The 24,845-nt window shown below is 55.5% G+C and carries 23 protein-coding genes, 1 pseudogene and 1 other annotated feature; of the genes and pseudogenes, 19 read left to right on the forward strand and 5 right to left on the reverse strand.

The genetic code is table 11. The features are described from left to right. Positions 1–11: 11 nt before the first annotated feature. From creB to creD, 3 genes are read left to right on the forward strand one after another with little or no spacing between them, the layout of a single operon-like run. Positions 12–701, forward strand: a complete 690-nt coding sequence (creB, locus tag GNG26_RS03055; RefSeq protein WP_103178191.1) for a two-component system response regulator CreB — start codon at positions 12–14, stop codon at positions 699–701. Beyond that, the gene (creC, locus tag GNG26_RS03060) at positions 701–2,125 is read left to right on the forward strand and encodes a two-component system sensor histidine kinase CreC (RefSeq protein ID WP_156237761.1); all 1,425 of its coding nucleotides are present in this window, start codon (positions 701–703) and stop codon (positions 2,123–2,125) included. Before creB ends, creC begins: the two co-directional genes overlap by 1 nt. Before the next feature lie 58 nt (positions 2,126–2,183). Further along, on the forward strand, positions 2,184–3,533 hold the full coding sequence (creD, locus tag GNG26_RS03065; RefSeq protein ID WP_156237763.1) for a cell envelope integrity protein CreD: 1,350 nt from the start codon (positions 2,184–2,186) through the stop codon (positions 3,531–3,533). Between the two features lie 44 nt (positions 3,534–3,577). Here the strand turns inward: creD and arcA are convergent, their stop codons facing one another. After that, positions 3,578–4,294 carry a two-component system response regulator ArcA gene (gene arcA / locus GNG26_RS03070; protein ID WP_039030451.1) on the reverse strand — a complete coding sequence of 239 codons (717 nt, stop codon included), beginning with the start codon at positions 4,292–4,294 and terminating at the stop codon, positions 3,578–3,580. A gap of 95 nt (positions 4,295–4,389) precedes the next feature. Between arcA and yjjY the strand changes: the two genes are divergently transcribed. From yjjY to GNG26_RS03105, 7 genes are all read left to right on the forward strand, one after another. Next, the gene (gene yjjY, locus GNG26_RS03075; protein WP_001541509.1) at positions 4,390–4,530 is read left to right on the forward strand and encodes a protein YjjY; all 141 of its coding nucleotides are present in this window, start codon (positions 4,390–4,392) and stop codon (positions 4,528–4,530) included. Positions 4,531–4,929: 399 nt separating this feature from the next. Next, positions 4,930–5,616, forward strand: a complete 687-nt coding sequence (locus GNG26_RS03080; protein ID WP_156237765.1) for a tRNA/rRNA methyltransferase — start codon at positions 4,930–4,932, stop codon at positions 5,614–5,616. A 212-nt stretch (positions 5,617–5,828) separates the two neighbouring features. Then, positions 5,829–5,897 carry a thr operon leader peptide gene (thrL, locus tag GNG26_RS03085; RefSeq protein ID WP_156240128.1) on the forward strand — a complete coding sequence of 23 codons (69 nt, stop codon included), beginning with the start codon at positions 5,829–5,831 and terminating at the stop codon, positions 5,895–5,897. Continuing rightward, positions 5,836–5,953, forward strand: a sequence feature (Thr leader region). It overlaps the preceding gene by 62 nt. A 25-nt stretch (positions 5,954–5,978) precedes the next feature. Further along, the gene (thrA, locus tag GNG26_RS03090) at positions 5,979–8,441 is read left to right on the forward strand and encodes a bifunctional aspartate kinase/homoserine dehydrogenase I (protein ID WP_156237767.1); all 2,463 of its coding nucleotides are present in this window, start codon (positions 5,979–5,981) and stop codon (positions 8,439–8,441) included. Between the two features lies 1 nt (position 8,442). After that, positions 8,443–9,372 (forward strand): homoserine kinase, encoded by a 930-nt coding sequence (gene thrB / locus GNG26_RS03095; protein WP_103178196.1) that lies wholly within the window; start codon positions 8,443–8,445, stop codon positions 9,370–9,372. Positions 9,373–9,375: 3 nt separating this feature from the next. Next, entirely contained in the window at positions 9,376–10,662 is a 1,287-nt protein-coding gene (gene thrC / locus GNG26_RS03100; RefSeq protein ID WP_156237769.1) for a threonine synthase, read from the forward strand. Between the two features lie 291 nt (positions 10,663–10,953). Beyond that, positions 10,954–11,241: a DUF2502 domain-containing protein gene (locus GNG26_RS03105; protein ID WP_156237771.1), complete on the forward strand. Its 288-nt coding sequence runs from the start codon at positions 10,954–10,956 to the stop codon at positions 11,239–11,241. 30 nt (positions 11,242–11,271) lie between these two features. Here GNG26_RS03105 and yaaA read toward each other — a convergent pair whose 3' ends face one another. Together yaaA and GNG26_RS03115 are read right to left on the reverse strand one after the other, a co-directional pair. Then, the gene (yaaA, locus tag GNG26_RS03110; RefSeq protein WP_156237773.1) at positions 11,272–12,045 is read right to left on the reverse strand and encodes a peroxide stress protein YaaA; all 774 of its coding nucleotides are present in this window, start codon (positions 12,043–12,045) and stop codon (positions 11,272–11,274) included. A 66-nt stretch (positions 12,046–12,111) separates the two neighbouring features. After that, complete coding sequence (locus GNG26_RS03115; protein WP_114315927.1) at positions 12,112–13,542, reverse strand: sodium:alanine symporter family protein; 1,431 nt, start codon at positions 13,540–13,542, stop codon at positions 12,112–12,114. 261 nt (positions 13,543–13,803) lie between these two features. Between GNG26_RS03115 and tal the strand changes: the two genes are divergently transcribed. The 3 genes from tal (at position 13,804) to GNG26_RS03130 (ending at position 16,887) form a co-directional block, all read left to right on the forward strand. Further along, positions 13,804–14,757, forward strand: coding sequence for a transaldolase (gene tal / locus GNG26_RS03120; protein ID WP_156237775.1), 954 nt, complete (start codon positions 13,804–13,806; stop codon positions 14,755–14,757). Positions 14,758–14,868: 111 nt separating this feature from the next. Further along, a complete protein-coding gene (gene mog / locus GNG26_RS03125; RefSeq protein WP_114315925.1) occupies positions 14,869–15,456 on the forward strand; it encodes a molybdopterin adenylyltransferase in 588 nt (195 codons plus the stop codon). A 123-nt stretch (positions 15,457–15,579) separates the two neighbouring features. Further along, positions 15,580–16,887 carry an MFS transporter gene (locus GNG26_RS03130; protein ID WP_156237777.1) on the forward strand — a complete coding sequence of 436 codons (1,308 nt, stop codon included), beginning with the start codon at positions 15,580–15,582 and terminating at the stop codon, positions 16,885–16,887. Positions 16,888–16,930: 43 nt separating this feature from the next. Here the strand turns inward: GNG26_RS03130 and satP are convergent, their stop codons facing one another. Continuing rightward, positions 16,931–17,500 carry an acetate uptake transporter gene (satP, locus tag GNG26_RS03135; RefSeq protein ID WP_114315923.1) on the reverse strand — a complete coding sequence of 190 codons (570 nt, stop codon included), beginning with the start codon at positions 17,498–17,500 and terminating at the stop codon, positions 16,931–16,933. A gap of 296 nt (positions 17,501–17,796) precedes the next feature. Between satP and dnaK the strand changes: the two genes are divergently transcribed. The 4 genes from dnaK (at position 17,797) to nhaR (ending at position 23,232) form a co-directional block, all read left to right on the forward strand. Next, entirely contained in the window at positions 17,797–19,716 is a 1,920-nt protein-coding gene (gene dnaK / locus GNG26_RS03140; protein ID WP_103823202.1) for a molecular chaperone DnaK, read from the forward strand. Positions 19,717–19,802: 86 nt separating this feature from the next. Beyond that, the gene (gene dnaJ, locus GNG26_RS03145) at positions 19,803–20,936 is read left to right on the forward strand and encodes a molecular chaperone DnaJ (RefSeq protein ID WP_103178209.1); all 1,134 of its coding nucleotides are present in this window, start codon (positions 19,803–19,805) and stop codon (positions 20,934–20,936) included. A gap of 161 nt (positions 20,937–21,097) precedes the next feature. Next, positions 21,098–22,273 (forward strand): Na+/H+ antiporter NhaA, encoded by a 1,176-nt coding sequence (gene nhaA / locus GNG26_RS03150; protein WP_103823203.1) that lies wholly within the window; start codon positions 21,098–21,100, stop codon positions 22,271–22,273. 59 nt (positions 22,274–22,332) lie between these two features. Further along, complete coding sequence (gene nhaR / locus GNG26_RS03155) at positions 22,333–23,232, forward strand: transcriptional activator NhaR (RefSeq protein WP_103178211.1); 900 nt, start codon at positions 22,333–22,335, stop codon at positions 23,230–23,232. A gap of 59 nt (positions 23,233–23,291) precedes the next feature. Here nhaR and rpsT read toward each other — a convergent pair whose 3' ends face one another. After that, positions 23,292–23,555, reverse strand: a complete 264-nt coding sequence (gene rpsT / locus GNG26_RS03160; protein ID WP_008502037.1) for a 30S ribosomal protein S20 — start codon at positions 23,553–23,555, stop codon at positions 23,292–23,294. Positions 23,556–23,709: 154 nt separating this feature from the next. Between rpsT and GNG26_RS22595 the strand changes: the two are divergent. After that, positions 23,710–23,877 (forward strand): annotated as a pseudogene (locus GNG26_RS22595) (DUF2575 domain-containing protein). Positions 23,878–23,884: 7 nt separating this feature from the next. Then, positions 23,885–24,823: a bifunctional riboflavin kinase/FAD synthetase gene (gene ribF, locus GNG26_RS03170; RefSeq protein ID WP_103823205.1), complete on the forward strand. Its 939-nt coding sequence runs from the start codon at positions 23,885–23,887 to the stop codon at positions 24,821–24,823. The last annotated feature ends 22 nt before the right edge of the window (positions 24,824–24,845 follow it).

Here is a 24,845-nt window from a genome sequence, read left to right on the forward strand (position 1 = left end):
AGGGACACGCCATGCAGCAACCTGTGGTCTGGCTGGTTGAAGACGAAATCAGCATCGCCGATACGCTGATCTACATGCTCCAGCAGGAGGGATTTGCGGTAAAGGCCTTTGAACGTGGCCTGCCGGTGCTGGAGGAAGCGCGCCGACAAAGCCCGGCGCTCGCCATCCTGGACGTGGGGCTGCCGGATATCAGCGGTTTTGAGCTCTGCCGTCAGCTGCTGGCCCGGCATCCTTCGCTACCGGTGCTGTTCCTGACGGCCCGCAGCGATGAAGTGGATAAGCTGCTCGGTCTGGAGATCGGCGCCGATGATTACGTTGCCAAACCCTTCTCGCCCCGGGAGGTATGCGCCCGGGTGCGGACCATTTTACGGCGCATGCAAAAATCCGCTGCGCCTTCAGAGATTGTCCGTATCGGCGAGTTTGAACTGAATGAACCTGCCGCCAGAATCAGCTGGTTTGGTGAGCCATTACCCCTGACACGCTACGAGTTCCTGCTGCTTAAAACGCTGCTGAACGCGCCGGGCCGTGTCTATTCTCGCCAGCAACTGATGGATAAAGTCTGGGGAGAGGAGGGCGACAGCTTCGATCGCACCGTGGATACCCATATTAAAACCCTGCGCGCCAAGCTGCGGGCAGTGAATGACCAGCTTTCCCCTATCAGCACCCATCGCGGCATGGGCTATAGCCTGGGATTATATTAATGCGCATAGGCATGCGGCTGTTGCTGGGATACTTCCTGATTGTGGCCATCGCCGCGTGGTTTGTGCTGTCGATCTTTGTTCAGGAGATCAAGCCCGGCGTGCGCAGGGCAACCGAAGGCACGCTGATTGACACCGCGACGCTGCTGGCGGAAGTGGGACGAGACGATCTGCTGGCAGGCAACCCACAGGAGGGCAAGCTGGCGCAGGCCTTTTCCCGGCTCCACCAGCGCCCGTTTCGCGCCAATATTGGTGGCATTCATAAGGTGCGTAACGAGTATCACGTCTACATGACCGATGCCCGCGGCCGGGTGGTATTTGACTCCGCCGGTCTGGCCGTGGGGAAGGATTACGCGCGCTGGAACGACGTCTGGCTGACGCTGCGCGGGGAGTATGGCGCCCGCAGTACGCCGAGCGATCCGCAGGATCCGGAGAGCACGGTCATGTACGTTGCCGCGCCGGTGGTCGATCGGGGCAAGATTATCGGCGTGTTGTCGGTTGGCAAGCCCAATAGCGCGATGGCGCCGGTGATCCAGCGCAGCGAGCGACGGATCCTGTGGGCCGGCGGGGCGCTGCTGGGGATTGCGTTGCTCATTGGTCTGGCGGTGGCATGGTGGATCAACCGCTCGATTAACACCCTGTCGCGCTATGCCGACTCGGTGACCAATGATACCCCGCTGCCGTTGCCCGATCCGGGCAGCAGTGAATTGCGCAAACTGGCGCAGGCGCTGGAGAACATGCGTGTTCGTCTGGAGGGAAAAAATGATATCGAAAATTATGTGCATGCGCTCACCCACGAACTGAAGAGCCCGCTGGCCGCGATCCGCGGTGCGGCGGAGATCCTGGCAGAGCAGCCCCCGCCGCAGGTGGCGGCGCGGTTTATTGATAATATCCTGGCGCAGAACGCGCGTATGCAGTCGCTGGTTGAAAAACTTCTCGCTCAGGCCAGACTGGAAAACAGGGTCGAGATCGTTCCGGTCAGTGTCAGCATTGATGAGCTGTTTACACGCCTTGCCGATGCGCGCGCGGCGACGCTGGCCTCCCGAAACATCACCCTGAACTGGCAAAGGAGCGGGTGCTGCGTGGAGGGCGATGCCGATCTGCTTGAGCAGGCGCTGGGCAATTTACTGGATAACGCTATCGACTTTACCCCGCCGGGTGGGGCGATCCAGCTTGCCGCTACGCAGGCGTTCAGGCAGGTCACCATCACCGTGACGGATAACGGAAGCGGCATCCCGGATTATGCGCAGGCGCGAATCTTTGAGCGCTTCTACTCCCTCCCGCGCGAGAACGGATTAAAAAGCAGCGGGCTGGGGCTGGCCTTTGTGCTGGAGGTGGCGCGTCTGCATCAGGGGAGCATCGATCTGCGCAACCGGACTGACGGCGGCGTGACGGCCACCCTGATACTTCACCGTCCCTTCACATAACTTCAAACTGGCCCCACATAGCCTGGTTAGGCTCTCCTCATCACAAAGGAGACCTGATATGAAATCCCCCCTGTTCTGGAAAGTCAGCACCCTGTTGGGGTGCATTCTGCTGTTACTCGTCCCACTGATGCTGGTGGGTAATCTGATTTCGGAGCGCGAGAGCTATCGCAACGAGGTCGAAAACACCCTTCGCCAGAGTACCAGCGGCCCACAGCAGCTGGTGGGCCCGCTCATCGCCATTCCGGTAACGGAGGTCTATTACAAACAGGAAGAGGCGAAAAAGGTGGAGTATAAGAAGCGTTATATGCACTTTATCCTGCCGGAGACGCTACTGGTTGAGGGCAATCAGCACGTGCAGACGCGCAATATCGGCATCTATGACGGGCAAATCTGGAATACCGATCTCAACATTAAAGCGCAGTTTACGACGGAAAAACTGGCGGAGTTGCAGGGTGAGACGATGACGCTCGGCAAGCCGTTTATCGTGGTCGGCGTCGGGGATGCGCGCGGGATAGGGGCAGTGAGCATCTCAAAAATCAATGGTGAGACGTTAAGCATCGAGCCTGGCGCCGGGGTGTACGGGGCGTTATCCGGCATTCACATCCCACTGACCGACAACGCGCTGGCGGCAAAAACCGTCTCGCTGGAGATGTCGCTCAATCTGGCTGGTACCGGCAGCTTTGCCGTGGTTCCGGTGGGGCGTAACAGCGAAATGACCCTGAACAGTAACTGGCCGCACCCGAGCTTTATGGGCAATTACCTGCCGGTTAAGCACGAGATTAGCGCGTCTGGTTTCCAGGCAAACTGGAAAAGCAGCTGGTTTGCGAACAACCTGGCGGGCTGGTTCAACGACAACGAGGTCCCTGAATGGAGTGCGATCCCGGCGTTTAGCGTCACGGTGGCGACCCCCGCGGATCAGTATCAGCTGACCGACCGCGCGATTAAGTACGCCATTTTACTGATTGCTTTGACGTTTATGGCCTTCTTCGTCTTTGAAACTTTAACCGGATTGCGGCTGCACCCGATGCAGTACCTGCTGGTGGGGCTGGCGCTGGTGCTGTTCTATCTGGTGCTGCTGGCGTTGTCTGAGCATGTGGGCTTTACTCCCGCATGGATTATCGCCAGCCTGGTGGGGGCGCTAATGAACGGCGTCTATCTGCAGGCAGTGCTGAAAAGCTGGAAACGCAGTGGCCTGTTTGTACTGGCGCTGCTGGGGCTGGACGTGGTGATGTGGTTCCTGCTGCGTTCAGAAGAGAGTGCGTTGCTGCTGGGCTCTGCGGTGCTGGCGCTGGCCCTGTTTACGGTAATGTATCTCACGCGCCACTTTGACTGGTACTCGCTCTCCCAGCCGAAGCGCACGGTGCCATCCGGGTCAACGGATAAAGATACGATGCGGTTATGGAAATAAAAAAACGGCGCCAGGGCGCCGTTTTTTATGACTTATGTGCAGAATTATTCCTGCAGGTCGCCGCAGAAACGATAGCCTTCACCATGAATGGTGGCGATGATTTCTGGTGTATCCGGCGTGGATTCGAAGTGTTTACGAATACGGCGGATAGTCACGTCAACGGTACGGTCGTGCGGCTTCAGCTCACGGCCGGTCATTTTTTTCAGCAGTTCTGCACGGGACTGGATCTTGCCCGGGTTTTCGCAGAAGTGCAGCATGGCGCGGAATTCGCTGCGCGGCAGTTTGTACTGGTCGCCCTGCGGGCTCACCAGAGAACGGCTATTAATATCAAGTTCCCAGCCGTTGAATTTGTAGCTTTCTACGCTACGACGCTCTTCGCTGACCGTGCCCAGGTTCATGGTGCGGGACAGCAGGTTGCGTGCACGAATGGTTAACTCGCGTGGGTTAAACGGTTTGGTGATATAGTCATCCGCGCCGATTTCCAGGCCAAGAATTTTATCAACTTCGTTATCGCGGCCAGTCAGGAACATTAACGCAACGTTCGCCTGTTCACGCAGTTCACGTGCCAGCAGAAGGCCGTTTTTACCCGGCAGGTTGATGTCCATGATAACCAGGTTGATATCATTTTCAGAAAGGATCTGATGCATCTCTGCGCCATCGGTCGCTTCAAAGACATCGTAGCCTTCTGCTTCGAAAATGCTCTTTAACGTGTTGCGTGTTACCAACTCGTCTTCAACGATAAGAATGTGCGGGGTCTGCATGTTTGCTACCTAAATTGCCAACTAAATCGAAACAGGAAGTACAAAAGTCCCTGACCTGCCTGATACATGCCACAAATTAACATGACCGGCGTAACGTGACTAAAGTACGTAATTGCGTTCTTGATGCACTTTCCATCAACGTCAACAACATCATTAGCTTGGTCGTGGGTACTTTCCCTCTGGACCCGACAGTGTCAAAAACGGCTGTCATCCTAACCATTTTAACAGCAACATAACAGGCTAAGTGACACCAGACACCCAATAAAACTACGCTTCGTTGACATATATCAAGTTCAATTGTAGCACGTTAACAGTTTGATGAAATCATCGTAGCGGATCGCTAGCCTTTGTCACAAATTTTCAACAAACCAACTAGTTGCGACCGTTAATTAATAAACAAGGTGAATCCAATGTCAACATTGAACCTGAGAAATCATTATCATTATTAAACATAGGGATAAGCGTTATTCATTAACATTATCCCTTAAAGTTCATTCATGAAATAGTTTAGTATTTTTAATTTGTAGTGAAACGCTATTTCGGTGATTTCTGTTGCGAATTTGTAAATTCGTGATGCGTAATATGATGATGCGTATCACATTTTTATCGGCTAACTGCCTAAAAAGAGAGCATAAATGCATTTGTCTATCGTACTGGTATCCCCAGCAAGAGCAGAAAATATCGGCGCCGCCGCACGGGCAATGAAGACCATGGGGTTTACCGATTTACGTATTGTCGCCAGCGATGCGCACAACGAACCTGCGGCACGTTGGGTTGCCCATGGGGCGGGAGATATCCTTGATAATTTAACTACTTACGAAACTCTGGCCGACGCGCTGCACGATATCTCTTTTACCGTCGCTACCACCGCCCGCAGCCGATCTAAGTTTCATTACTACGCCACGCCCGCTGAACTGGTGCCTTTACTGGCAGAAAAAAGCCAGTGGCTGCCCAACATGGCGCTGGTTTTTGGCCGGGAAGATTCCGGCCTGACGAACGAGGAACTGGCACTTGCGGACGTGCTGACCGGCGTGCCGATGGTGGCAGATTATCCGTCGCTAAATTTAGGTCAGGCCGTGATGGTGTATTGCTATCAATTAGCATCCTTGATGCAAAATCCTGCTTCACCTCCGGCTGAGGTGGATGAAAACCAGCTTTCTGCTTTGCGTACGCGTACCGAACGCCTGCTGACCTCGCTGAATGTCGCCGACGATCAGAAAATGGCGGAGTGGCTACAGCAGCGGTTAGGTCTGTTAGGTCAGCGAGACACGGCAATGTTGCACCGATTACTGCACGATATCGAAAAAAAACTGGCAGAGTAAAACGCTGTCATACTTTTTTGTTATGGTTGAATGCTCCAAAAAGTGTGCAGTGCACGGTCCGATCCGGACGGAAATAAAAACTCAGGTAGAGATACGTGAAAGGGCCGGAAAATGTGATCAAATTAGAAATTCGTTGACTTACCGGCACGTATGCTTTAACCAATAGAGTCAGACAGCACAGACAGATAATAATGACAGAGTACACAACATCCATGAAACACATCAGCATCACCACCATTACCACCACCATCATCATTACCACAGGTAACGGTGCGGGCTGACGCGTACAGGAAAGAAAAGAAAAAGCCCGCACCTGAACAGTGCGGGCTTTTTTTTCGGCTAAAGATCACGAGGTAACAACCATGCGAGTGTTGAAGTTCGGCGGTACATCAGTGGCAAATGCAGAACGATTTCTGCGTGTTGCCGACATCCTGGAGAGTAATGCCAGGCAGGGGCAGGTGGCGACGGTTCTCTCTGCCCCGGCTAAAATTACCAATCACCTGGTGGCGATGATTGAAAAAACCATCGGGGGTCAGGATGCACTGGTGAACATCAGCGACGCTGAGCAGATCTTTGCCAGCCTGCTACAGGGCCTGGCGGATGCACAGCCTGGCTTTCCCCACGCCCAACTGAAAGCCTTCGTTGAGCAAGAGTTCGCTCAGATTAAACACGTTCTGCATGGTATCAGCCTGTTGGGGCAGTGCCCGGACAGCATCAACGCGGCGCTGATCTGCCGTGGTGAAAAACTCTCTATCGCCATTATGGCGGGTCTGCTGGAAGCCCGTGGTCATAACGTCACGGTGATCGATCCCGTCGAAAAACTGCTCGCTGTTGGCCATTACCTCGAATCTACCGTAGATATTGCCGAATCTACCCGTCGCATTGCGGCAGGCAAAATTCCTGCTGACCATATGATCCTGATGGCGGGCTTCACCGCCGGGAATGAAAAAGGGGAGCTGGTGGTGCTGGGCCGTAACGGTTCCGACTACTCCGCCGCCGTGCTGGCTGCCTGCCTGCGGGCCGACTGTTGTGAGATCTGGACTGACGTCGACGGCGTGTATACTTGCGACCCCCGGCAGGTGCCCGATGCCCGCCTGCTGAAGTCGATGTCTTATCAGGAGGCGATGGAGCTCTCCTACTTTGGCGCCAAAGTGCTTCACCCTCGTACTATCGCCCCTATCGCCCAGTTCCAGATCCCCTGCCTGATTAAAAACACCGGTAATCCACAGGCGCCAGGCACGCTGATTGGCGCCAGCAGCAATGAAGATGGTCTGCCGGTAAAAGGTATCTCCAACCTCAATAATATGGCGATGTTCAGCGTCTCCGGGCCAGGCATGAAAGGGATGGTTGGCATGGCGGCGCGCGTGTTTGCGGCCATGTCGCGCAACGGCATCTCGGTGGTGTTAATCACCCAGTCCTCCTCGGAATACAGCATCAGCTTCTGCGTACACCAGGCCGACTGCCTGCGTGCGCGCCGGGCGCTGGAAGAGGAATTTTACCTGGAGCTGAAAGAGGAGCTGCTGGAGCCGCTCTCCATACAGGAACGCCTGGCCGTTATCTCGGTGGTGGGCGACGGTATGCGCACCCTGCGCGGCATCTCCGCGAAGTTCTTTGCGGCGCTGGCGCGGGCAAACATCAATATTGTTGCCATTGCCCAGGGCTCCTCAGAGCGCTCCATCTCCGTGGTGGTGAATAACGACGATGCGACCACCGGCGTGCGCGTTACCCATCAGATGCTGTTTAACACCGATCAGGTAATCGAGGTGTTCCTGATTGGCGTCGGCGGTGTCGGCGGTGCGTTACTGGCGCAGCTGAAGCGCCAGCAGGAGTGGCTGAAGAAAAAGCATATCGATCTGCGCGTCTGCGGCATTGCGAACTCCAAAGCGTTGCTGACCAACGTTCACGGGCTGAACCTCGAGAACTGGCAGGCTGAGCTGGCGGAGGCGAAAGAGCCGTTTAATCTGGGCCGCCTGATCCGTCTGGTGAAGGAGTATCATCTGCTGAACCCGGTGATTGTCGACTGTACCTCCCACCAGGCGGTGGCCGATCAGTATGCCGACTTCCTGCGCGAAGGTTTCCACGTGGTGACGCCAAACAAAAAGGCCAACACCTCGTCGATGGATTACTACCATCAGATGCGTCACGCGGCGGCGAAATCCCGTCGTAAGTTCCTCTACGACACCAACGTCGGCGCCGGGCTGCCGGTTATCGAAAACCTGCAAAACCTGCTCAATGCCGGGGATGAACTGCAGCGTTTCTCCGGCATTCTGTCGGGCTCGCTCTCCTTTATCTTTGGCAAGCTGGATGAAGGCATGAGCCTGTCGGAAGCGACCAAAATGGCGCGTGAGCTGGGCTACACCGAGCCCGATCCGCGTGACGATCTCTCCGGCATGGATGTGGCGCGCAAGCTGCTGATCCTCGCCCGCGAAACGGGACGTGAGCTGGAGCTGTCGGATATCGTCATTGAACCGGTTCTGCCGGAGAGTTTTGACCACTCTGGCGATGTCGCCACCTTTATGGCGAATCTGCCGCAGCTGGATGACGCTTTCGCCTCCCGGGTCGCAAAAGCCCGTGATGAAGGCAAGGTATTGCGCTATGTTGGCAACATTGAAGAAGATGGCGTCTGCCGTGTCAAAGTGGCGGCGGTCGACGGTAACGATCCGCTGTTCAAAGTGAAAAACGGCGAAAACGCCCTCGCGTTTTACAGCCACTATTATCAGCCACTGCCGTTGGTCCTTCGCGGCTATGGCGCGGGGAATGATGTGACGGCGGCGGGCGTGTTTGCCGATCTGCTGCGTACCCTGTCATGGAAGTTAGGAGTTTAACATGGTCAAAGTTTATGCCCCGGCTTCCAGCGCCAATATGAGCGTCGGATTTGATGTGCTGGGCGCGGCGGTGACGCCGGTGAATGGCGCATTGCTGGGTGATACGGTTACGGTAGAAGCGGCGGACAGCTTCAGTCTGAATAACGTCGGGCGTTTCGCCAGCAAGCTGCCGAGCGAACCGCGGGAAAATATTGTCTATCAGTGCTGGGAGCGTTTTTGTCAGGAGATCGGTAAAAACGTCCCTGTTGCCATGACGCTGGAAAAAAGCATGCCGATTGGCTCCGGGCTGGGCTCCAGCGCCTGTTCTGTCGTCGCTGCGCTGGTGGCGATGAACGAACATTGCGGCAAGCCGCTGAATAACACCCGCCTGCTGGCCCTGATGGGCGAGCTGGAAGGGCGCATCTCCGGCAGCATTCATTATGATAATGTTGCCCCCTGTTTCCTGGGCGGCATGCAGTTGATGATCGAAGAGAACGGCATCATCAGCCAGCAGGTGCCAGGCTTTGATGAGTGGCTGTGGGTGCTGGCCTATCCGGGCATCAAAGTGTCGACCGCGGAAGCGCGCGCTATTCTGCCGGCGCAGTATCGCCGTCAGGACTGCATCGCTCATGGCCGTCATCTGGCGGGCTTTATTCATGCCTGCTATACCCGTCAGCCAGGGCTTGCAGCAAAACTGATGAAGGATGTTATTGCCGAGCCGTACCGCACTAAGCTGCTGCCTGGCTTTGACGAGGCACGCAGCGCCGCACTGGATATTGGCGCGCTGGCCTGCGGCATCTCCGGTTCCGGACCGACCCTGTTTGCGCTGTGCGACAAACCGGATACGGCTGAGCGGGTAGCAGGTTGGCTGGAGAAAAATTACCTGCAAAATCAGGAAGGCTTTGTTCATATTTGCCGTCTGGATACGGCGGGCGCACGAGTACTGGGATAAACGATGAAACTCTACAATCTTAAAGATCATAACGAGCAGGTAAGTTTTGCACAGGCAGTAACGCAGGGGCTGGGCAAAAACCAGGGGCTGTTCTTCCCGCACGATCTGCCAGAATTCGGTCTGACGGAAATTGACGAGATGCTGAAGGAGGATTTCGTCACCCGCAGCACCAAAATTCTTTCCGCCTTTATTGGCGACGAAATCCCGAAGGAGCTGCTGGAAGAGCGCGTTCGCGCGGCCTTTGCCTTCCCGGCACCGGTAAGCCAGGTCGAGCCGGACGTCGGCTGCCTTGAGCTGTTCCACGGCCCGACGCTGGCATTTAAAGATTTTGGCGGCCGCTTTATGGCGCAGATGCTGACTCACATCAGCGGTGATAAGCCAGTAACCATCCTGACCGCCACCTCCGGCGATACCGGGGCGGCGGTGGCGCATGCCTTCTACGGCCTGAAAAACGTTCGCGTCGTGATCCTCTACCCGCAGGGTAAAATCAGCCCGCTGCAGGAAAAACTCTTCTGTACGCTCGGCGGCAACATTGAAACCGTCGCTATCGACGGGGATTTCGATGCCTGTCAGGCGCTGGTTAAGCAGGCCTTCGATGATGAAGAGCTGAAAGTGGCATTGGGTCTGAACTCCGCCAACTCCATCAACATCAGCCGCCTGCTGGCGCAGATCTGCTATTACTTCGAGGCGGTGGCGCAACTGCCGCAGGAAGCGCGTAATCAGCTGGTGATCTCGGTGCCGAGCGGCAACTTTGGCGATCTGACAGCCGGCCTGCTGGCGAAGTCTCTGGGCCTGCCGGTGAAACGCTTTATCGCGGCCACCAACGCCAACGACACCGTTCCCCGTTTCCTGAAAGAGGGCAAGTGGACGCCAAACGCGACGCAGGCCACCCTGTCTAACGCGATGGATGTGTCACAGCCTAATAACTGGCCGCGTGTGGAGGAGCTGTTCCGCCGTAAAATCTGGCGTCTGAATGAGCTGGGCTACGCTGCGGTGACTGACGAAACCACCAAAGAGACAATGCGTGAGCTGAAGCAGCTGGGCTACGTCTCTGAACCGCATGCCGCGGTGGCGTATCGCGCCCTGCGCGATCAGCTGAACCCGGGCGAGTACGGCCTGTTCCTCGGCACCGCGCACCCGGCGAAGTTCAAAGAGAGCGTGGACGCGATCCTGGGCGATTCCCTGCCGCTGCCGAAAGAGCTGGCCGAACGTGCCGATCTGCCGCTGCTGTCGCACAACCTGCCGGCCGATTTTGCGGCGCTGCGTAAGTTGATGATGACGCGCGGGTGATTGTTTGTTGCCGGGTGGCGCTTCGCTTACCCGGCCTACACGAGCTCGAATTGTAGGCCCGGCAAGCACAGCGCCGCCGGGCACCATGTCGCATAATCCAGCCGGGGACGCCTCTGCGTTACCCGGCTTTTTTATGGAGAAATTAAGGAGAGAAATAGCAGGGAAAAAGTAGAAATTCCCAATAAATGCGGACACTTACAGAATAGGATTGCAGAGAATAACAACCTCCATGCCTCTCGCGTAATCTCCTTACATCGGCCCACATCGGGCAAGATCAATAAGGAGTAACCTATGTCGAAACTGAAACCTGTGCTGATCGCGCTTTCTCTGATGCTGGTGGCTCCGATGGCGGCTCAGGCCTCTGAAATTACCCTGGTACCGGCGGTCAAACTGCAAATTGGCGATCAGGATAATCGTGGACACTACTGGGATGGCGGCCACTGGCGTGACCATGACTGGTGGAAATCTCACTACGAGTGGCGGGACAATCGCTGGCATCCGCATGGCGAGCATCACGATAATCGCCATCACGATCGTCATGACGATCACCGTCCGGGACCGGACCGGAAACACCATTAAAATTACCCCGCCAACCGGCGGGGTTTTGCTTTACTGCTCGTGGCGCTTAAACACCAGCTCACCTTTCCCTGATGCTTCCTCATCAAAGAAATAGCCTTCGCTGTCGAATGCTTTCAGTTGCTCTGGCTGGGTCAGACGGTTTTCAATGATGTAGCGGCTCATCAGCCCGCGCGCTTTTTTGGCGTAGAAGCTGATCACTTTGAATTTGCCATTCTTCTCGTCCAGGAAGACAGGCTTGACGATCTCCGCGTTCAGCTTTTTCGGTTTGACCGATTTGTAGTATTCATCGGATGCCAGGTTGATCAGGACGTTGTCGCCCTGCGCCTTCAGCGCCGCGTTCAGCGTGTCGGTGATGGTCTCGCCCCAGAACTGATAGAGATCCTTCCCTCTCGCGTTTTCCAGGCGGATCCCCATCTCCAGACGGTAAGGTTGCATAAGATCCAGCGGGCGCAGCACGCCATACAGGCCGGAGAGCATACGTAAATGCTGCTGGGCAAAATCAAAATCCGCTTCGCTGAAGGTTTCTGCCTGCAGACCGGTATAAACATCGCCTTTAAAGGCCAGAATCGCCTGACGCGCGTTGGATGGGGTGAAATCGGGCTGCCATTCGTGGAAACGGGTGGCATTGAGATCCGCCAGCTTGTCGCTGATGCTCATCAGGGTCGCAATTTGCGGAGCCGAAAGTTTACGCGCTTCGTGGATCAGCTGTTGCGAGTGATCCAGCAGTTCCGGCTGGGTATAGCGCTCGGTGGCAAGTGGGCTCTGGTAGTCGAGCGTTTTGGCAGGTGAAATCAGAATCAGCATATCCAGTCCTTGCAGGAGATTTGGTGCGATTTTAACAAAAAAACCGCCTCGATTGATCGATGGCTGTTATTGACGCGGCAAATCATCCCAGGCGCCGGGGGCGAGCTGTTCTTCAATCTCGGGATAACGCGAGGCATCAAAGACCGGCTGGACGCCCAGCTTGCGCTGACGCAGATAGTCCCGGGCAATCAGGGTCACCACCGGGGAGAGCAGCAGGATAGCTGTCAGGTTGGCGATGGCCATCAGGGCCATGATGATATCCGCCAGCTGCCAGACCATCGGCAGGCTTAACAGCGATCCGAGCAGCACCATCAGCACAACGCCGCCCCGTAATACCCAGCGCGATCGCCGGGCATCGGGATGCAGAAAGATCAGATTATTTTCGGCATAGATGTAATTCACCACGATGGAGCTGAACGCGAACAGGATAAGGATAAACCCTACAAATCCGGCTCCCCAGCCCCCGGTCAGGTTTATCAGCGCCTGTTGCAGCAGCTGTATGCCTGCGGTATCTGCCGGCAGATCCATCGGCCCTGCCAGCAGCACGATCATGGCGCTGGCGGTGCAGATAATGATGGTATCGACGAAGACGCCGATCATCTGCACCAGCCCCTGAGAGGCCGGGTGAGGGGGGCAGGAGGCGGCGGCGGCTGCGGCATTCGGGGTTGAGCCCATGCCCGCTTCGTTGGAAAACATGCCGCGCTGGAAACCCGCCGTCAGGGCCTGACTCAGGGTGTAGCCCAGCGCCCCGGCGGCTGCTTCGCGCCAGCCAAAGGCGCTTTTGACGATCAGGCTGAAGACGGCAGGTAACTGTTCGGCATGCCAGGCGCAGATGATCAGGCTGGTCATGAGCCACAGCAGCGCCATCGCCGGCACCATCCACTGCATCAGCCGGGCGACGCCTTTGATGCCGGTGACGATCACCAGCAGCGTGAACGCGGCCAGCATGCCGCCGGTGATGATTTCCGGGCAGTCAAAGGCGAAGCGCAGCGCATGGGCCACCGAGTGGGCCTGGACAGTGTTAAAAATAAGACCGTAAGCGACGAGCAAAAAGAGTGAAAAGAGCACGCCCATCCAGCGCATGCCGAGACCCCGGGCCATGTACCAGGCTGGGCCACCGCGAAATTGCCCCTGTTTATCCGCTTCCTTATATAGCTGTGCCAGCGAGCACTCTGCGAAGGAGGTCGCCATACCGATAATGGCGGTCATCCACATCCAGAATATCGCCCCTGGGCCGCCAGCGGAGATGGCCAGCGCGACCCCGGCCAGGTTACCGCTGCCGAGCCGGGCCGCCAGGCTGGTGCAGAGCGCCTGGAACGAGGTTAAGCCTCCCGGCTGCGGGCTCAGGCTATTTTTCAGATTAATGCGCAGTTGAGGAAGGGCGCTAAATTGAATAAACCCGCTGCGAACAGTGAACCAAAGACCTGCCGCAAAAAGCAGGTATATCATCACTGAACCCCACAGGATTTCATTAATAAACGACAGATAATCAGGCACTAACGTCCCTCTTGTTGATGCCAAAGTGCATAGGTAATCGCTTCGAGCGATTGAACAAACAGTGAATGGGTAATCTGTTATTTTGCCGAGTTTATCACAGTATCCTTCAGCGCATTGTCTGCGGTTGCGCTGACCTTCCGTCGTGTTATCATCAGGGCAGACCGGTTACATCCCCCTAACAAGTAAACCTGTCATTTTTCCGTTTCTGGCATCTTGCTGGTAACGCGAATTATCCAGGGCAAGTTAAAGAGAAACACTATCATGACGGATAAATTAACCTCCCTTCGTCAGTTCACGACTGTTGTCGCTGACACCGGAGATATCGCGGCAATGAAGTTGTACCAGCCGCAGGATGCCACAACGAACCCTTCTCTGATCCTTAACGCTGCACAGATCCCTGAATACCGTAAACTGATCGACGATGCTGTTGCCTGGGCGAAAAGCCAGAGCAGCGATCGCGCACAGCAGGTAGTGGATGCTACCGACAAACTGGCTGTGAACATCGGTCTGGAGATCCTGAAACTGGTTCCGGGCCGTATCTCCACTGAAGTGGATGCGCGTCTGTCTTACGACACCGAAGCCTCCATCGCGAAAGCCAAACGCCTGATCAAACTGTACAACGATGCGGGTATCAGCAACGACCGTATCCTGATCAAACTGGCTTCCACCTGGCAGGGCATCCGCGCTGCTGAGCAGCTGGAAAAAGAGGGCATCAACTGTAACCTGACCCTGCTGTTCTCCTTCGCGCAGGCGCGTGCGTGCGCAGAAGCGGGCGTCTACCTGATCTCGCCATTCGTGGGCCGTATTCTGGACTGGTACAAAGCCAACACCGATAAGAAAGAGTACGCGGCAGCGGAAGATCCGGGTGTGGTTTCCGTTACCGAGATTTACGAGTACTACAAACATCACGGTTATGAAACCGTGGTGATGGGCGCAAGCTTCCGTAACGTGGGTGAGATCCTGGAACTGGCTGGCTGTGACCGCCTGACCATCGCACCTGCGCTGCTGAAAGAGCTGGCAGAAAGCGAAGGTACCATCGAGCGTAAGCTGAGCTTCAGCGGTGAAGTGAAAGCCCGTCCAGAGCGCATCACTGAATCTGAGTTCCTGTGGCAGCACAACCAGGATCCAATGGCGGTAGACAAACTGGCGGACGGTATCCGTAAGTTTGCCATCGACCAGGAAAAACTGGAAAAAATGATCGGCGACCTGCTGTAATCATTCCAGCGTGACCGGGCTCCCGGTCACGCTACCTCTCTCATACCCTGTCTGAATCGCCTTCCTGCGTGTATCATTCCCCTCAATCTGTATTGTTTGAATGGAATGGATATGAATACCTTACGCATTGGCTTAGTTTCCGTCTCAGATCGCGCCTCCAGCGGTGTCTATGAAGATAAAGGCATCCCCGCGCTGGAAGCCTGGCTGGCGTCTGCCCTGACTACGCCGTTTGAAGTACAAACCCGTCTGATCCCGGACGAGCAGGCCGTCATTGAGCAAACCCTGTGTGAACTGGTGGATGAAATGAGCTGTCATCTGGTGCTGACAACCGGCGGCACCGGTCCGGCACGACGCGATGTGACCCCGGACGCAACGCTTGCCATTGCCGACCGCGAAATGCCGGGCTTTGGCGAACAGATGCGCCAGATAAGTCTACACTTTGTGCCAACGGCAATCCTGTCACGCCAGGTCGGGGTGATCCGCAAGCAGGCGCTGATCCTCAATTTACCAGGCCAGCCGAAATCGATTAAAGAGACGCTGGAAGGCGTTAAAGAGGCTGACGGCAAAGTGGTGGTGGCGGGGATCTTTGCCAGTGTACCGTATTGTGTACAGCTTCTTGAAGGGCCTTATGTCGAAACCGATCCGCAGGTGGTAGCAGCTTTTCGCCCGAAAAGCGCGAGGCGTGAAACAATCTCCTGAAATTAACAATAATGTGACATAAGCTGTAACGATGGTAGCGTGCTGATTGATTTACGGTATAGTAATTTTTTCTTTACGATCGCTGTAAATATAATCCAATAATTCAGCCCAGAATGGTTCGCTATGCCACATTACAACCGGACTCTCAATCGTCAGGATTATAAAACCCTCACGCTTGCCGCACTCGGCGGCGCGCTGGAGTTTTATGACTTCATCATTTTCGTCTTCTTTGCCGCTGTCGTCGGGGAGCTGTTCTTCCCGCCTGACATTCCCGAATGGCTGCGTCAGGTTCAGACCTTTGGCATTTTCGCCGCCGGTTATCTGGCGCGTCCGCTGGGCGGCATCGTAATGGCCCACTTCGGCGATCTGGTCGGGCGTAAGAAGATGTTCACCCTTAGCATCCTGCTGATGGCGGTACCCACCCTGGCGATTGGCCTGTTGCCAACCTATGCCTCCATGGGCATTCTCGCGCCGATCCTGCTGTTACTGATGCGCATCCTGCAGGGTGCGGCGATCGGTGGTGAAGTGCCTGGGGCATGGGTATTTGTGGCGGAACATGTTCCGGCCCGGCGGATCGGCATTGCCTGCGGCACGCTGACCGCAGGGCTGACCGTCGGCATTCTGCTGGGCTCGGTGGTGGCGACGCTGGTGAATACCAGCATGACCCAACAGGCGGTACACGACTGGGGCTGGCGTATTCCATTCCTGCTGGGCGGCGCGTTTGGCCTGGTCGCCATGTATCTGCGCCGCTGGCTGCAGGAGACACCGGTATTCCTTGAGATGCAGCAGCGTAAGGCGCTGGCGCAGGAGCTGCCGGTGAAAGCGGTGGTGGTGCGGCACAGAAAGGCGGTGGTGGTGTCAATGCTGCTCACCTGGCTGCTCTCGGCGGGTATCGTGGTGGTGATTTTGATGTCGCCGGTCTGGCTGCAAAAACAGTACGGCTTTGCGCCGGCGGTGACGTTGCAGGCTAATAGCATTGCAACCATCATGCTCTGCTTTGGCTGCCTGATTGCCGGGCTGGCGGTGGATCGTATCGGCTCCAGCCTGACCTTTATTATTGGCAGCCTGCTGCTGGCCGGGTCGAGCTGGGCGTTTTACCATCTTGCGGGCAGCCATCCTGAACAGCTGTTCCTACTGTATGGCACGGTAGGGCTTTGCGTGGGTGTGGTGGGCGCTGTGCCGTACGTGATGGTCCGCGCCTTCCCGCCAGAGGTGCGCTTCACCGGTATTTCGTTCTCCTATAACGTTTCGTACGCCATCTTCGGCGGCCTGACGCCGGTTGCCGTAACCCTACTGATGGGCGTGTCGCCAATGGCACCCGCCTGGTATGTGCTGGCGCTCTCGTTGATGGGGCTGGCGCTGGGAATTTGGCTACGGCAGGGGATGATAGAGAAAGAGGTGCCGGAACTGGCTAGCTCCGTTCGCGGATAAACGCCGGAGAGATTTCGTGCCCGCGGAGCGGGCACGAAGGGGATCAGTGTTTTTCACCAATCGGCAGAACGGTGCGACCGAACTGCTCGTTCAGGACTTCACCCATTGCCAGGTAGATGGCGCTGGCGCCGCAGACCAGGCCAACCCAGCCCGCCACGTGGATAATGGCTTCGCCGTTATCCACCAGGTGACCCACTGCCAGCAGGGCGAACAGCACGGTCAGGCTCAGGAAGACGAACTGCAGCGCGCGGTTACCTACCAGCGTGCCGAAGAACATGAACAGCGTGAAGACGCCCCACAGGCCCAGGTAGACACCCAGGAACGGTGTATTAGCCGCATCGGCCAGGCCCATTTTCGGCATCAACAGAATGGCGACCAGGGTCAGCCAGAATGAACCGTAAGAGGTAAATGCGGTTAAACCGAAGGTATTGCCTTTCTTATATTCCAGCAGGCCCGCGAAGATCTGTGCGATACCGCCATAAAAAATGCCCATCGCCAGGATAACGCCATCCATCGGGAACATCCCGATATTATGCAGGTTCAGCAGAATGGTGGTCATGCCAAAACCCATCAGGCCCAGCGGAGCCGGATTAGCCAACTTAGTGTTGCCCATAAGTCCTCAAAAAAATCATCATTAATATGGTGAAATAGTGGTTCCCACGCCAATACTCCCTGGCGGGGCGCGGCATCATAATGGGCGCCATCGATGCCGTCTATGATCTAATCAGGGTGAAATTAAAAAATTTTTTATCCATCCCCCTTGATGGATGCCGTTGCGACCCCATCTTGTAGTCAACCGCAGTGTGTGGACCTGAAAAAATTCAAATCTGGGCAGTTGAAAAAGCACCTTTTGCCCTTATTACAGGTACACAACCACATGTTGACCGAATTTATAGTGGAGACGTTTAGATGGGTAAAATTATTGGTATCGACCTGGGTACTACCAACTCTTGTGTAGCGATTATGGACGGCACTACTGCACGTGTGCTGGAGAATGCCGAGGGCGATCGCACCACGCCTTCTATCATTGCCTATACCCAGGATGGTGAAACTCTGGTTGGTCAGCCGGCTAAACGTCAGGCAGTGACAAACCCGCAAAACACGCTGTTTGCGATTAAGCGCCTGATTGGCCGTCGCTTCCAGGACGAAGAAGTTCAGCGTGATGAAGCTATCATGCCGTACAAAATCATCGGCGCTGAAAACGGCGACGCCTGGATTGATGTTAAAGGTCAGAAAATGGCACCGCCGCAGATCTCTGCTGAAGTGCTGAAAAAAATGAAGAAAACGGCGGAAGATTACCTGGGTGAGCCGGTAACTGAAGCGGTTATCACTGTACCAGCCTACTTCAACGATGCACAGCGTCAGGCGACCAAAGACGCGGGCCGTATCGCGGGTCTGGAAGTCAAACGTATCATCAACGAACCAACCGCAGCGGCACTGGCTTACGGTCTGGATAAAGAAGTTGGCAACCGCACCATCGCGGTATACGACCTGGGTGGTGGTACTTTCGATATCTCTATTATCGAAATCGACGAAGTTGACGGCGAAAAAACCTTCGAAGTTCTGGCAACCAACGGTGATACCCACCTGGGTGGTGAAGACTTCGACAGCCGTATGATCAACTACCTCGTTGACGAATTTAAGAAAGATCAGGGCATTGACCTGCGTAACGATCCGCTGGCGATGCAGCGCCTGAAAGAAGCCGCAGAAAAAGCGAAAATCGAGCTCTCTTCTGCGCAGCAGACCGACGTGAACCTGCCGTACATCACTGCAGACGCCACCGGTCCAAAACACATGAACATCAAAGTGACTCGCGCGAAACTGGAAAGCCTGGTAGAAGACCTGGTTAACCGTTCCATCGAACCGCTGAAAGTTGCGCTGCAGGATGCGGGACTGTCCGTATCTGAAATCCAGGACGTTATCCTGGTAGGTGGTCAGACTCGTATGCCAATGGTTCAGAAGAAAGTCGCTGAATTCTTTGGTAAAGAGCCGCGTAAAGACGTTAACCCGGACGAAGCCGTTGCTATCGGTGCTGCTGTTCAGGGCGGCGTACTGACCGGTGATGTTAAAGACGTACTGCTGCTGGACGTTACCCCGCTGTCTCTGGGTATCGAAACCATGGGCGGTGTGATGACTCCACTGATCGCCAAAAACACCACCATCCCGACCAAGCACAGCCAGGTGTTCTCTACCGCTGAAGACAACCAGTCTGCGGTAACCATCCATGTGCTGCAGGGTGAGCGTAAACGTGCCGCAGATAACAAAGATCTGGGCCAGTTTAACCTCGACGGTATCAGCCCGGCGCCGCGCGGTATGCCTCAGATCGAAGTCACCTTCGACATCGATGCTGACGGTATCCTGCACGTTTCCGCGAAGGACAAAAACAGCGGTAAAGAGCAGAAGATCACCATCAAGGCCTCTTCTGGTCTGAACGAAGAAGAAATCCAGAAAATGGTTCGCGAAGCAGAAGCGAACGCCGAGTCTGACCGTAAGTTCGAAGAGCTGGTTCAGACCCGCAACCAGGGTGACCATCTGCTGCACAGCACCCGTAAGCAGGTTGAAGAAGCGGGCGATAAACTGCCAGCTGACGACAAAACGGCTATCGAGTCTGCACTGAGCGCGCTGGAAGCTTCCCTGAAGGGCGAAGACAAAGCTGATATCGAAGCGAAAATGCAGGCACTGGCGCAGGTTTCCGGGAAGCTGATGGAGATCGCACAGCAGCAGCACGCACAGCAGCAGGCTGGTGCAGGCGCTGACGCTTCTGCGAACAACGCGAAAGATGACGATGTTGTCGACGCAGAGTTTGAAGAAGTGAAAGACAAAAAATAATCGCCCTTTGAACGGGTAATACACTGGCACGGGCGAAGAGGTTTCCTCTCCGCCCGTGCACGCATGTTAGGGGCAGATAAAACAAGATGGCAAAGCAAGACTATTACGAGATTTTAGGCGTTTCCAAAACAGCGGAAGAGCGTGAAATCAAAAAGGCGTACAAGCGCCTGGCCATGAAATATCACCCGGACCGCAACCAGGGTGACAAAGAGGCCGAAGCCAAATTTAAAGAGATCAAAGAAGCCTACGAAGTCCTGACCGATGCGCAGAAACGTGCGGCTTACGATCAGTACGGTCATGCCGCGTTTGAACAGGGCGGTATGGGCGGCGGCGGATTTGGCGGCGGCGGCGCAGATTTCAGCGATATCTTTGGTGACGTGTTCGGCGATATCTTCGGCGGCGGCCGCGGTCGCCAGCGTGCAGCCCGTGGCGCAGACCTGCGTTACAACATGGAGCTGACGCTGGAAGAGGCGGTCCGTGGCGTGACGAAAGAGATCCGCATCCCGACGCTGGAAGAGTGTGACGTTTGCCACGGCAGCGGCGCGAAGGTGGGCACCAAGCCGCAGACCTGTCCAACCTGTCACGGCTCCGGTCAGGTGCAGATGCGTCAGGGCTTCTTCGCGGTGCAGCAGAGCTGTCCGCACTGTCAGGGTCGCGGTACGCTGATCAAGGATCCGTGCAACAAATGTCACGGTCACGGTCGCGTCGAGAAGACCAAAACCCTCTCCGTTAAAATCCCGGCGGGCGTGGATACCGGCGATCGTATTCGTCTCTCTGGCGAAGGCGAAGCAGGCGAGCATGGCGCACCGGCAGGCGATCTGTACGTTCAGGTACAGGTGAAGCAGCACGCGATTTTTGAGCGTGAAGGTAACAACCTGTACTGCGAAGTGCCGATCAACTTTGCGATGGCGGCGATGGGCGGTGAGATTGAAGTGCCAACGCTGGATGGCCGTGTAAACCTGAAAGTGCCTGGCGAAACCCAGACCGGCAAGCTGTTCCGTATGCGCGGCAAAGGCGTGAAATCTGTCCGTGGCGGCGCGCAGGGCGACCTGCTTTGCCGCGTGGTGGTAGAAACCCCGGTTGGCCTGAACGAAAAACAGAAGCAGCTGCTGAGAGAACTGCAGGATAGCTTTGGTGGTCCAACGGGTGAAAACAATAGCCCGCGCTCCAAAAGCTTCTTTGATGGCGTGAAAAAATTCTTTGACGATTTGACTCGCTAACGTTGTGCCCGAAGCCCGGAAGCGATTCCGGGCTTTTTTATCCCTGAAATAATCAGATCGAAAAAACTGAGTCTATAGTTAACATTAACCTGCTTTTGCCGATGAATATCCGTGCGTATAATGGTTTTAACGAAGGATTGTCGTAAAAAGAGAGAGTAATAGTGAAACTTTTGAATCGTTTTTTCCGCAATGAGGCCTCTGGGGGCATCATACTCATGCTGGCCGCAGCCATCGCTATGCTGCTGGCAAACCTGGGCTCAACCCGCGGCCTGTATCACGCTTTTCTGGAAACACCCGTTGAGTTACGCGTCGGCGTGCTGGAAATCAACAAGAACATGCTGCTGTGGATCAACGATGCACTGATGGCGGTCTTTTTCCTGCTGGTGGGGCTGGAGGTCAAGCGTGAGCTGGTTCAGGGCTCCCTGGCAAGCCGTCAGCGCGCGGCGTTTCCGGTGATTGCCGCCATCGGTGGGATGGTGGTTCCGGCCCTCATCTTTCTGGCCTTTAACTATCAGGATCCCATTGCCCGGGATGGCTGGGCGATCCCGGCAGCAACGGACATCGCCTTTGCGTTGGGCGTTCTGGCGCTGTTAGGTAAACGCGTGCCGATGGCGTTAAAAATCTTCCTGATGGCTCTGGCGATCATCGATGACCTGGGCGCAATCGTCATTATTGCCCTGTTCTATACCAGTGAGCTGTCGGTGCTGTCGCTGGCGGTTGCGGCGGCGGCCATCGCGGTGCTGGCGCTGCTCAATATCTGCAATGTCCGTCGCATTGGTATCTATCTCCTGGTGGGCATGGTGCTGTGGACGGCTGTACTGAAATCGGGCGTGCATGCCACTCTGGCCGGCGTGATTATCGGTTTCTTCATGCCGCTGAAGGCGCAAGAGGGTAAATCGCCGGCGAAGCAGCTTGAGCACGTGCTGCATCCGTGGGTCGCCTTTATGATCCTGCCGCTCTTCGCCTTCGCAAACGCGGGTGTTTCCCTTGAGGGCGTCACGCTGGATGGATTGATGTCGATGCTGCCGCTGGGGATCATCGCCGGGCTGTTTATCGGTAAGCCGCTGGGGATTGGCCTCTTCTGCTGGATGGCGCTGAAACTGAAGCTTGCTACCTTGCCGCACGGAACCACCTGCCGGCAGATCATGGCCGTTGGTGTGCTGTGCGGGATCGGCTTTACAATGTCGATCTTTATCTCAACACTGGCGTTTGGCGCGAATGCCCCTGAGCTTATCATCTGGGCTAAGCTGGCTATCTTAACCGGATCGCTGTTGGCTGCGTTTGTAGGTTATATGTTGCTGAAGACGAAATTGCCATCGCAGGCGCATCCGGCGTAACGGGACTCCGGGAGGGACAGGCAGCCCTCCCGTTAACACAATCAGGGAGCGAGGATCGTATGTCTCATCTTAACTACAACCATCTTTACTACTTCTGGCATGTCTATAAAGAGGGGTCGGTTGTCGGCGCTGCAGAGGCGCTCTACCTGACGCCGCAGACGATTACCGGGCAGATCAAAGCGCTGGAGGAGCGCCTGCAGGGCAAGCTCTTCAAGCGTAAGGGGCGCGGTATTGAGCCAAGCGAACTGGGTGAACTGGTGTTTCGCTACGCCGACAAAATGTTCACCCTGAGCCAGGAGATGCTGGATATTGTGAATTACCGTAAGGAGTCGAACCTGCTCTTTGATGTGGGCATTGCGGATGCGCTGTCAAAGCGGCTGGTCAGCGGGGTGCTGGATGCGGCAGTCGTGAAGGATGAGCAGATCCACCTGCGCTGTTTTGAATCGACGCATGAGATGCTGCTGGAGCAGTTGAGCCAGCATAAGCTGGATATGATTATCTCTGACTGCCCCATCGACTCCACGCAGCAGGAAGGCCTTTTTTCGGTGAAGATTGGTGAATGCGGCGTCAGCTTCTGGTGCAGTAATCCGCCGCCAGAAAAACCGTTCCCCGCCTGTCTGGAAGAGCGCCGTTTACTGGTTCCCGGGCGTCGTTCGATGCTGGGACGCAAGCTGCTGAACTGGTTTAACTCCCAGGGGCTTAACGTTGAAATTCTGGGTGAGTTTGATGATGCCGCATTGATGAAAGCGTTCGGGGAAGCGCATAACGCCATTTTTGTCGCCCCCACGCTCTATGCGCAGGATCTCTATGCGGATGAGAAGATTACCGAGATTGGCCGGGTGGACAACGTGATGGAAGAGTATCACGCCATTTTTGCCGAAAGGATGATCCAGCATCCGGCGGTACAGCGTATCTGTAATCAGGATTACGCTGCGCTGTTTACGCCACCGGTACTCTGAAGGCATAAAAAAACCCGCGTTAAGCGGGTTCTTTTAAAACAAGCAACAACAAATAGCGATTAAGCCAGTTTGTTGATCTGCGCGGTCAGGTTAGCCTTATGACGCGCTGCTTTGTTTTTGTGGATCAGACCTTTAGCAGCCTGACGATCCACGATTGGTTGCATTTCGTTAAATGCGTTCTGCGCAGCAGCTTTGTCGCCAGCTTCGATAGCTGCGTATACTTTCTTGATGAAAGTACGCATCATAGAGCGACGGCTTGCATTGTGCTTACGAGCCTTTTCAGACTGGATAGCACGTTTCTTAGCTGATTTGATATTAGCCAAGGTCCAACTCCCAAATATGATCTATGTGGACAATTCAAAGGCCGAGGAATATGCCCTCTATACCTTCTTTTGTCAATGGATTTGTGCAAATAAGCGCCGTTAATGTGGCGACGCTACGTTACGTAGTGATGGCGCAGGATTCTACCAGCTTGTCGTGTCTGAATACAGCTTTTCGGCACAAAAAACGTTATCTGCCGACAGTTTTTTTCGCTCTGAAAGGTCAGCATGATGAAATCATTACAGCTTTCTGTTTTGCGGCAACAATCGCCGGTTAACCTTAACCGCTGTACAAGGTATACTCTGGCGATTTTCACTGTTTTGAGCCAGTCATGAAGCTGATACGCGGCATACATAATCTCAGTCAGGCCCCGCACGGGTGTGTGCTGACTATTGGTAATTTCGACGGCGTGCATCGTGGGCATCAGGTGCTGTTGCAGGGATTGCGTGAAGAGGGACGGGCACGGGGTCTGCCGGTCGTCGTAATGATTTTTGAACCGCAGCCGCTGGAGCTCTTCGCCAGCGAAAAGGCGCCTGCGCGACTGACCCGTCTGCGTGAAAAACTACGCTATCTGGCGCAGTGTGGCGTGGACTATGTCCTGTGCGTCCGGTTCGACCGACGCTTTGCCGCCCTGACGGCACAAAATTTTGTTGGCGACCTGCTGGTCGATCGCCTCGGGGTACAGTTTTTGGCGGTGGGTGATGATTTCCGCTTTGGCGCTGGTCGTCAGGGGGATTTCTTGCTATTACAGAAGGCTGGTCTGGAGTATGGCTTTGACGTCACCAGCACCCAGACCTTTTGCGAAGGCGGCGTGCGCATCAGCAGCACGGCGGTTCGCCAGGCTCTAGCCGATGACGATCTGGATACCGCCGCAAAACTGCTCGGACGCCCGTTCTCCATTTCCGGACGGGTCGTGCATGGCGATGAACTGGGTCGCACCATTGGTTTCCCTACGGCGAATGTACCGCTGCGCCGTCAGGTTTCCCCGGTCAAAGGGGTTTATGCGGTAGAAGTGACGGGACTGGGTGATAAGCCTTTACCGGGTGTTGCCAATATTGGTACCCGTCCGACAGTTGCTGGCGTGCGCCAGCAGCTCGAAGTGCATTTGCTGGACGTTGTAATGGACCTCTACGGTCGCCATATAGATGTAATCCTGCGTAAAAAAATACGCAATGAGCAGCGATTCGCCTCGCTTGATGAGCTGAAAGCGCAAATCGCGAGAGATGAATTAACAGCCCGCGAAATATTTGGGCTATCGAACCCGGCTTAATGCCTGAGATATAAATACGGAA

It is taken from the genome of Leclercia sp. J807 (assembly GCF_009734465.1).
In the GTDB taxonomy this organism is placed as follows: Bacteria; Pseudomonadota; Gammaproteobacteria; order Enterobacterales; family Enterobacteriaceae; genus Enterobacter.

What these genes read in the sequence shown, in the direction of transcription:
- creB (WP_103178191.1), top strand. Translation starts at nt 12, where the DNA reads ATGCAGCAACCTGTGGTCTGGCTGGTTGAAGACGAAATCAGCATCGCC.
- creD (WP_156237763.1), top strand. Translation starts at nt 2,184, where the DNA reads ATGAAATCCCCCCTGTTCTGGAAAGTCAGCACCCTGTTGGGGTGCATT.
- thrC (WP_156237769.1), top strand. Translation starts at nt 9,376, where the DNA reads ATGAAACTCTACAATCTTAAAGATCATAACGAGCAGGTAAGTTTTGCA.
- tal (WP_156237775.1), top strand. Translation starts at nt 13,804, where the DNA reads ATGACGGATAAATTAACCTCCCTTCGTCAGTTCACGACTGTTGTCGCT.
- dnaK (WP_103823202.1), top strand. Translation starts at nt 17,797, where the DNA reads ATGGGTAAAATTATTGGTATCGACCTGGGTACTACCAACTCTTGTGTA.
- arcA (WP_039030451.1), bottom strand. Translation starts at nt 4,294, where the DNA reads ATGCAGACCCCGCACATTCTTATCGTTGAAGACGAGTTGGTAACACGC.
- creC (WP_156237761.1), top strand. Translation starts at nt 701, where the DNA reads ATGCGCATAGGCATGCGGCTGTTGCTGGGATACTTCCTGATTGTGGCC.
- yaaA (WP_156237773.1), bottom strand. Translation starts at nt 12,045, where the DNA reads ATGCTGATTCTGATTTCACCTGCCAAAACGCTCGACTACCAGAGCCCA.
- ribF (WP_103823205.1), top strand. Translation starts at nt 23,885, where the DNA reads ATGAAGCTGATACGCGGCATACATAATCTCAGTCAGGCCCCGCACGGG.
- GNG26_RS03105 (WP_156237771.1), top strand. Translation starts at nt 10,954, where the DNA reads ATGTCGAAACTGAAACCTGTGCTGATCGCGCTTTCTCTGATGCTGGTG.
- GNG26_RS03130 (WP_156237777.1), top strand. Translation starts at nt 15,580, where the DNA reads ATGCCACATTACAACCGGACTCTCAATCGTCAGGATTATAAAACCCTC.
- mog (WP_114315925.1), top strand. Translation starts at nt 14,869, where the DNA reads ATGAATACCTTACGCATTGGCTTAGTTTCCGTCTCAGATCGCGCCTCC.
- dnaJ (WP_103178209.1), top strand. Translation starts at nt 19,803, where the DNA reads ATGGCAAAGCAAGACTATTACGAGATTTTAGGCGTTTCCAAAACAGCG.
- thrB (WP_103178196.1), top strand. Translation starts at nt 8,443, where the DNA reads ATGGTCAAAGTTTATGCCCCGGCTTCCAGCGCCAATATGAGCGTCGGA.
- GNG26_RS03080 (WP_156237765.1), top strand. Translation starts at nt 4,930, where the DNA reads ATGCATTTGTCTATCGTACTGGTATCCCCAGCAAGAGCAGAAAATATC.
- nhaR (WP_103178211.1), top strand. Translation starts at nt 22,333, where the DNA reads ATGTCTCATCTTAACTACAACCATCTTTACTACTTCTGGCATGTCTAT.
- satP (WP_114315923.1), bottom strand. Translation starts at nt 17,500, where the DNA reads ATGGGCAACACTAAGTTGGCTAATCCGGCTCCGCTGGGCCTGATGGGT.
- thrA (WP_156237767.1), top strand. Translation starts at nt 5,979, where the DNA reads ATGCGAGTGTTGAAGTTCGGCGGTACATCAGTGGCAAATGCAGAACGA.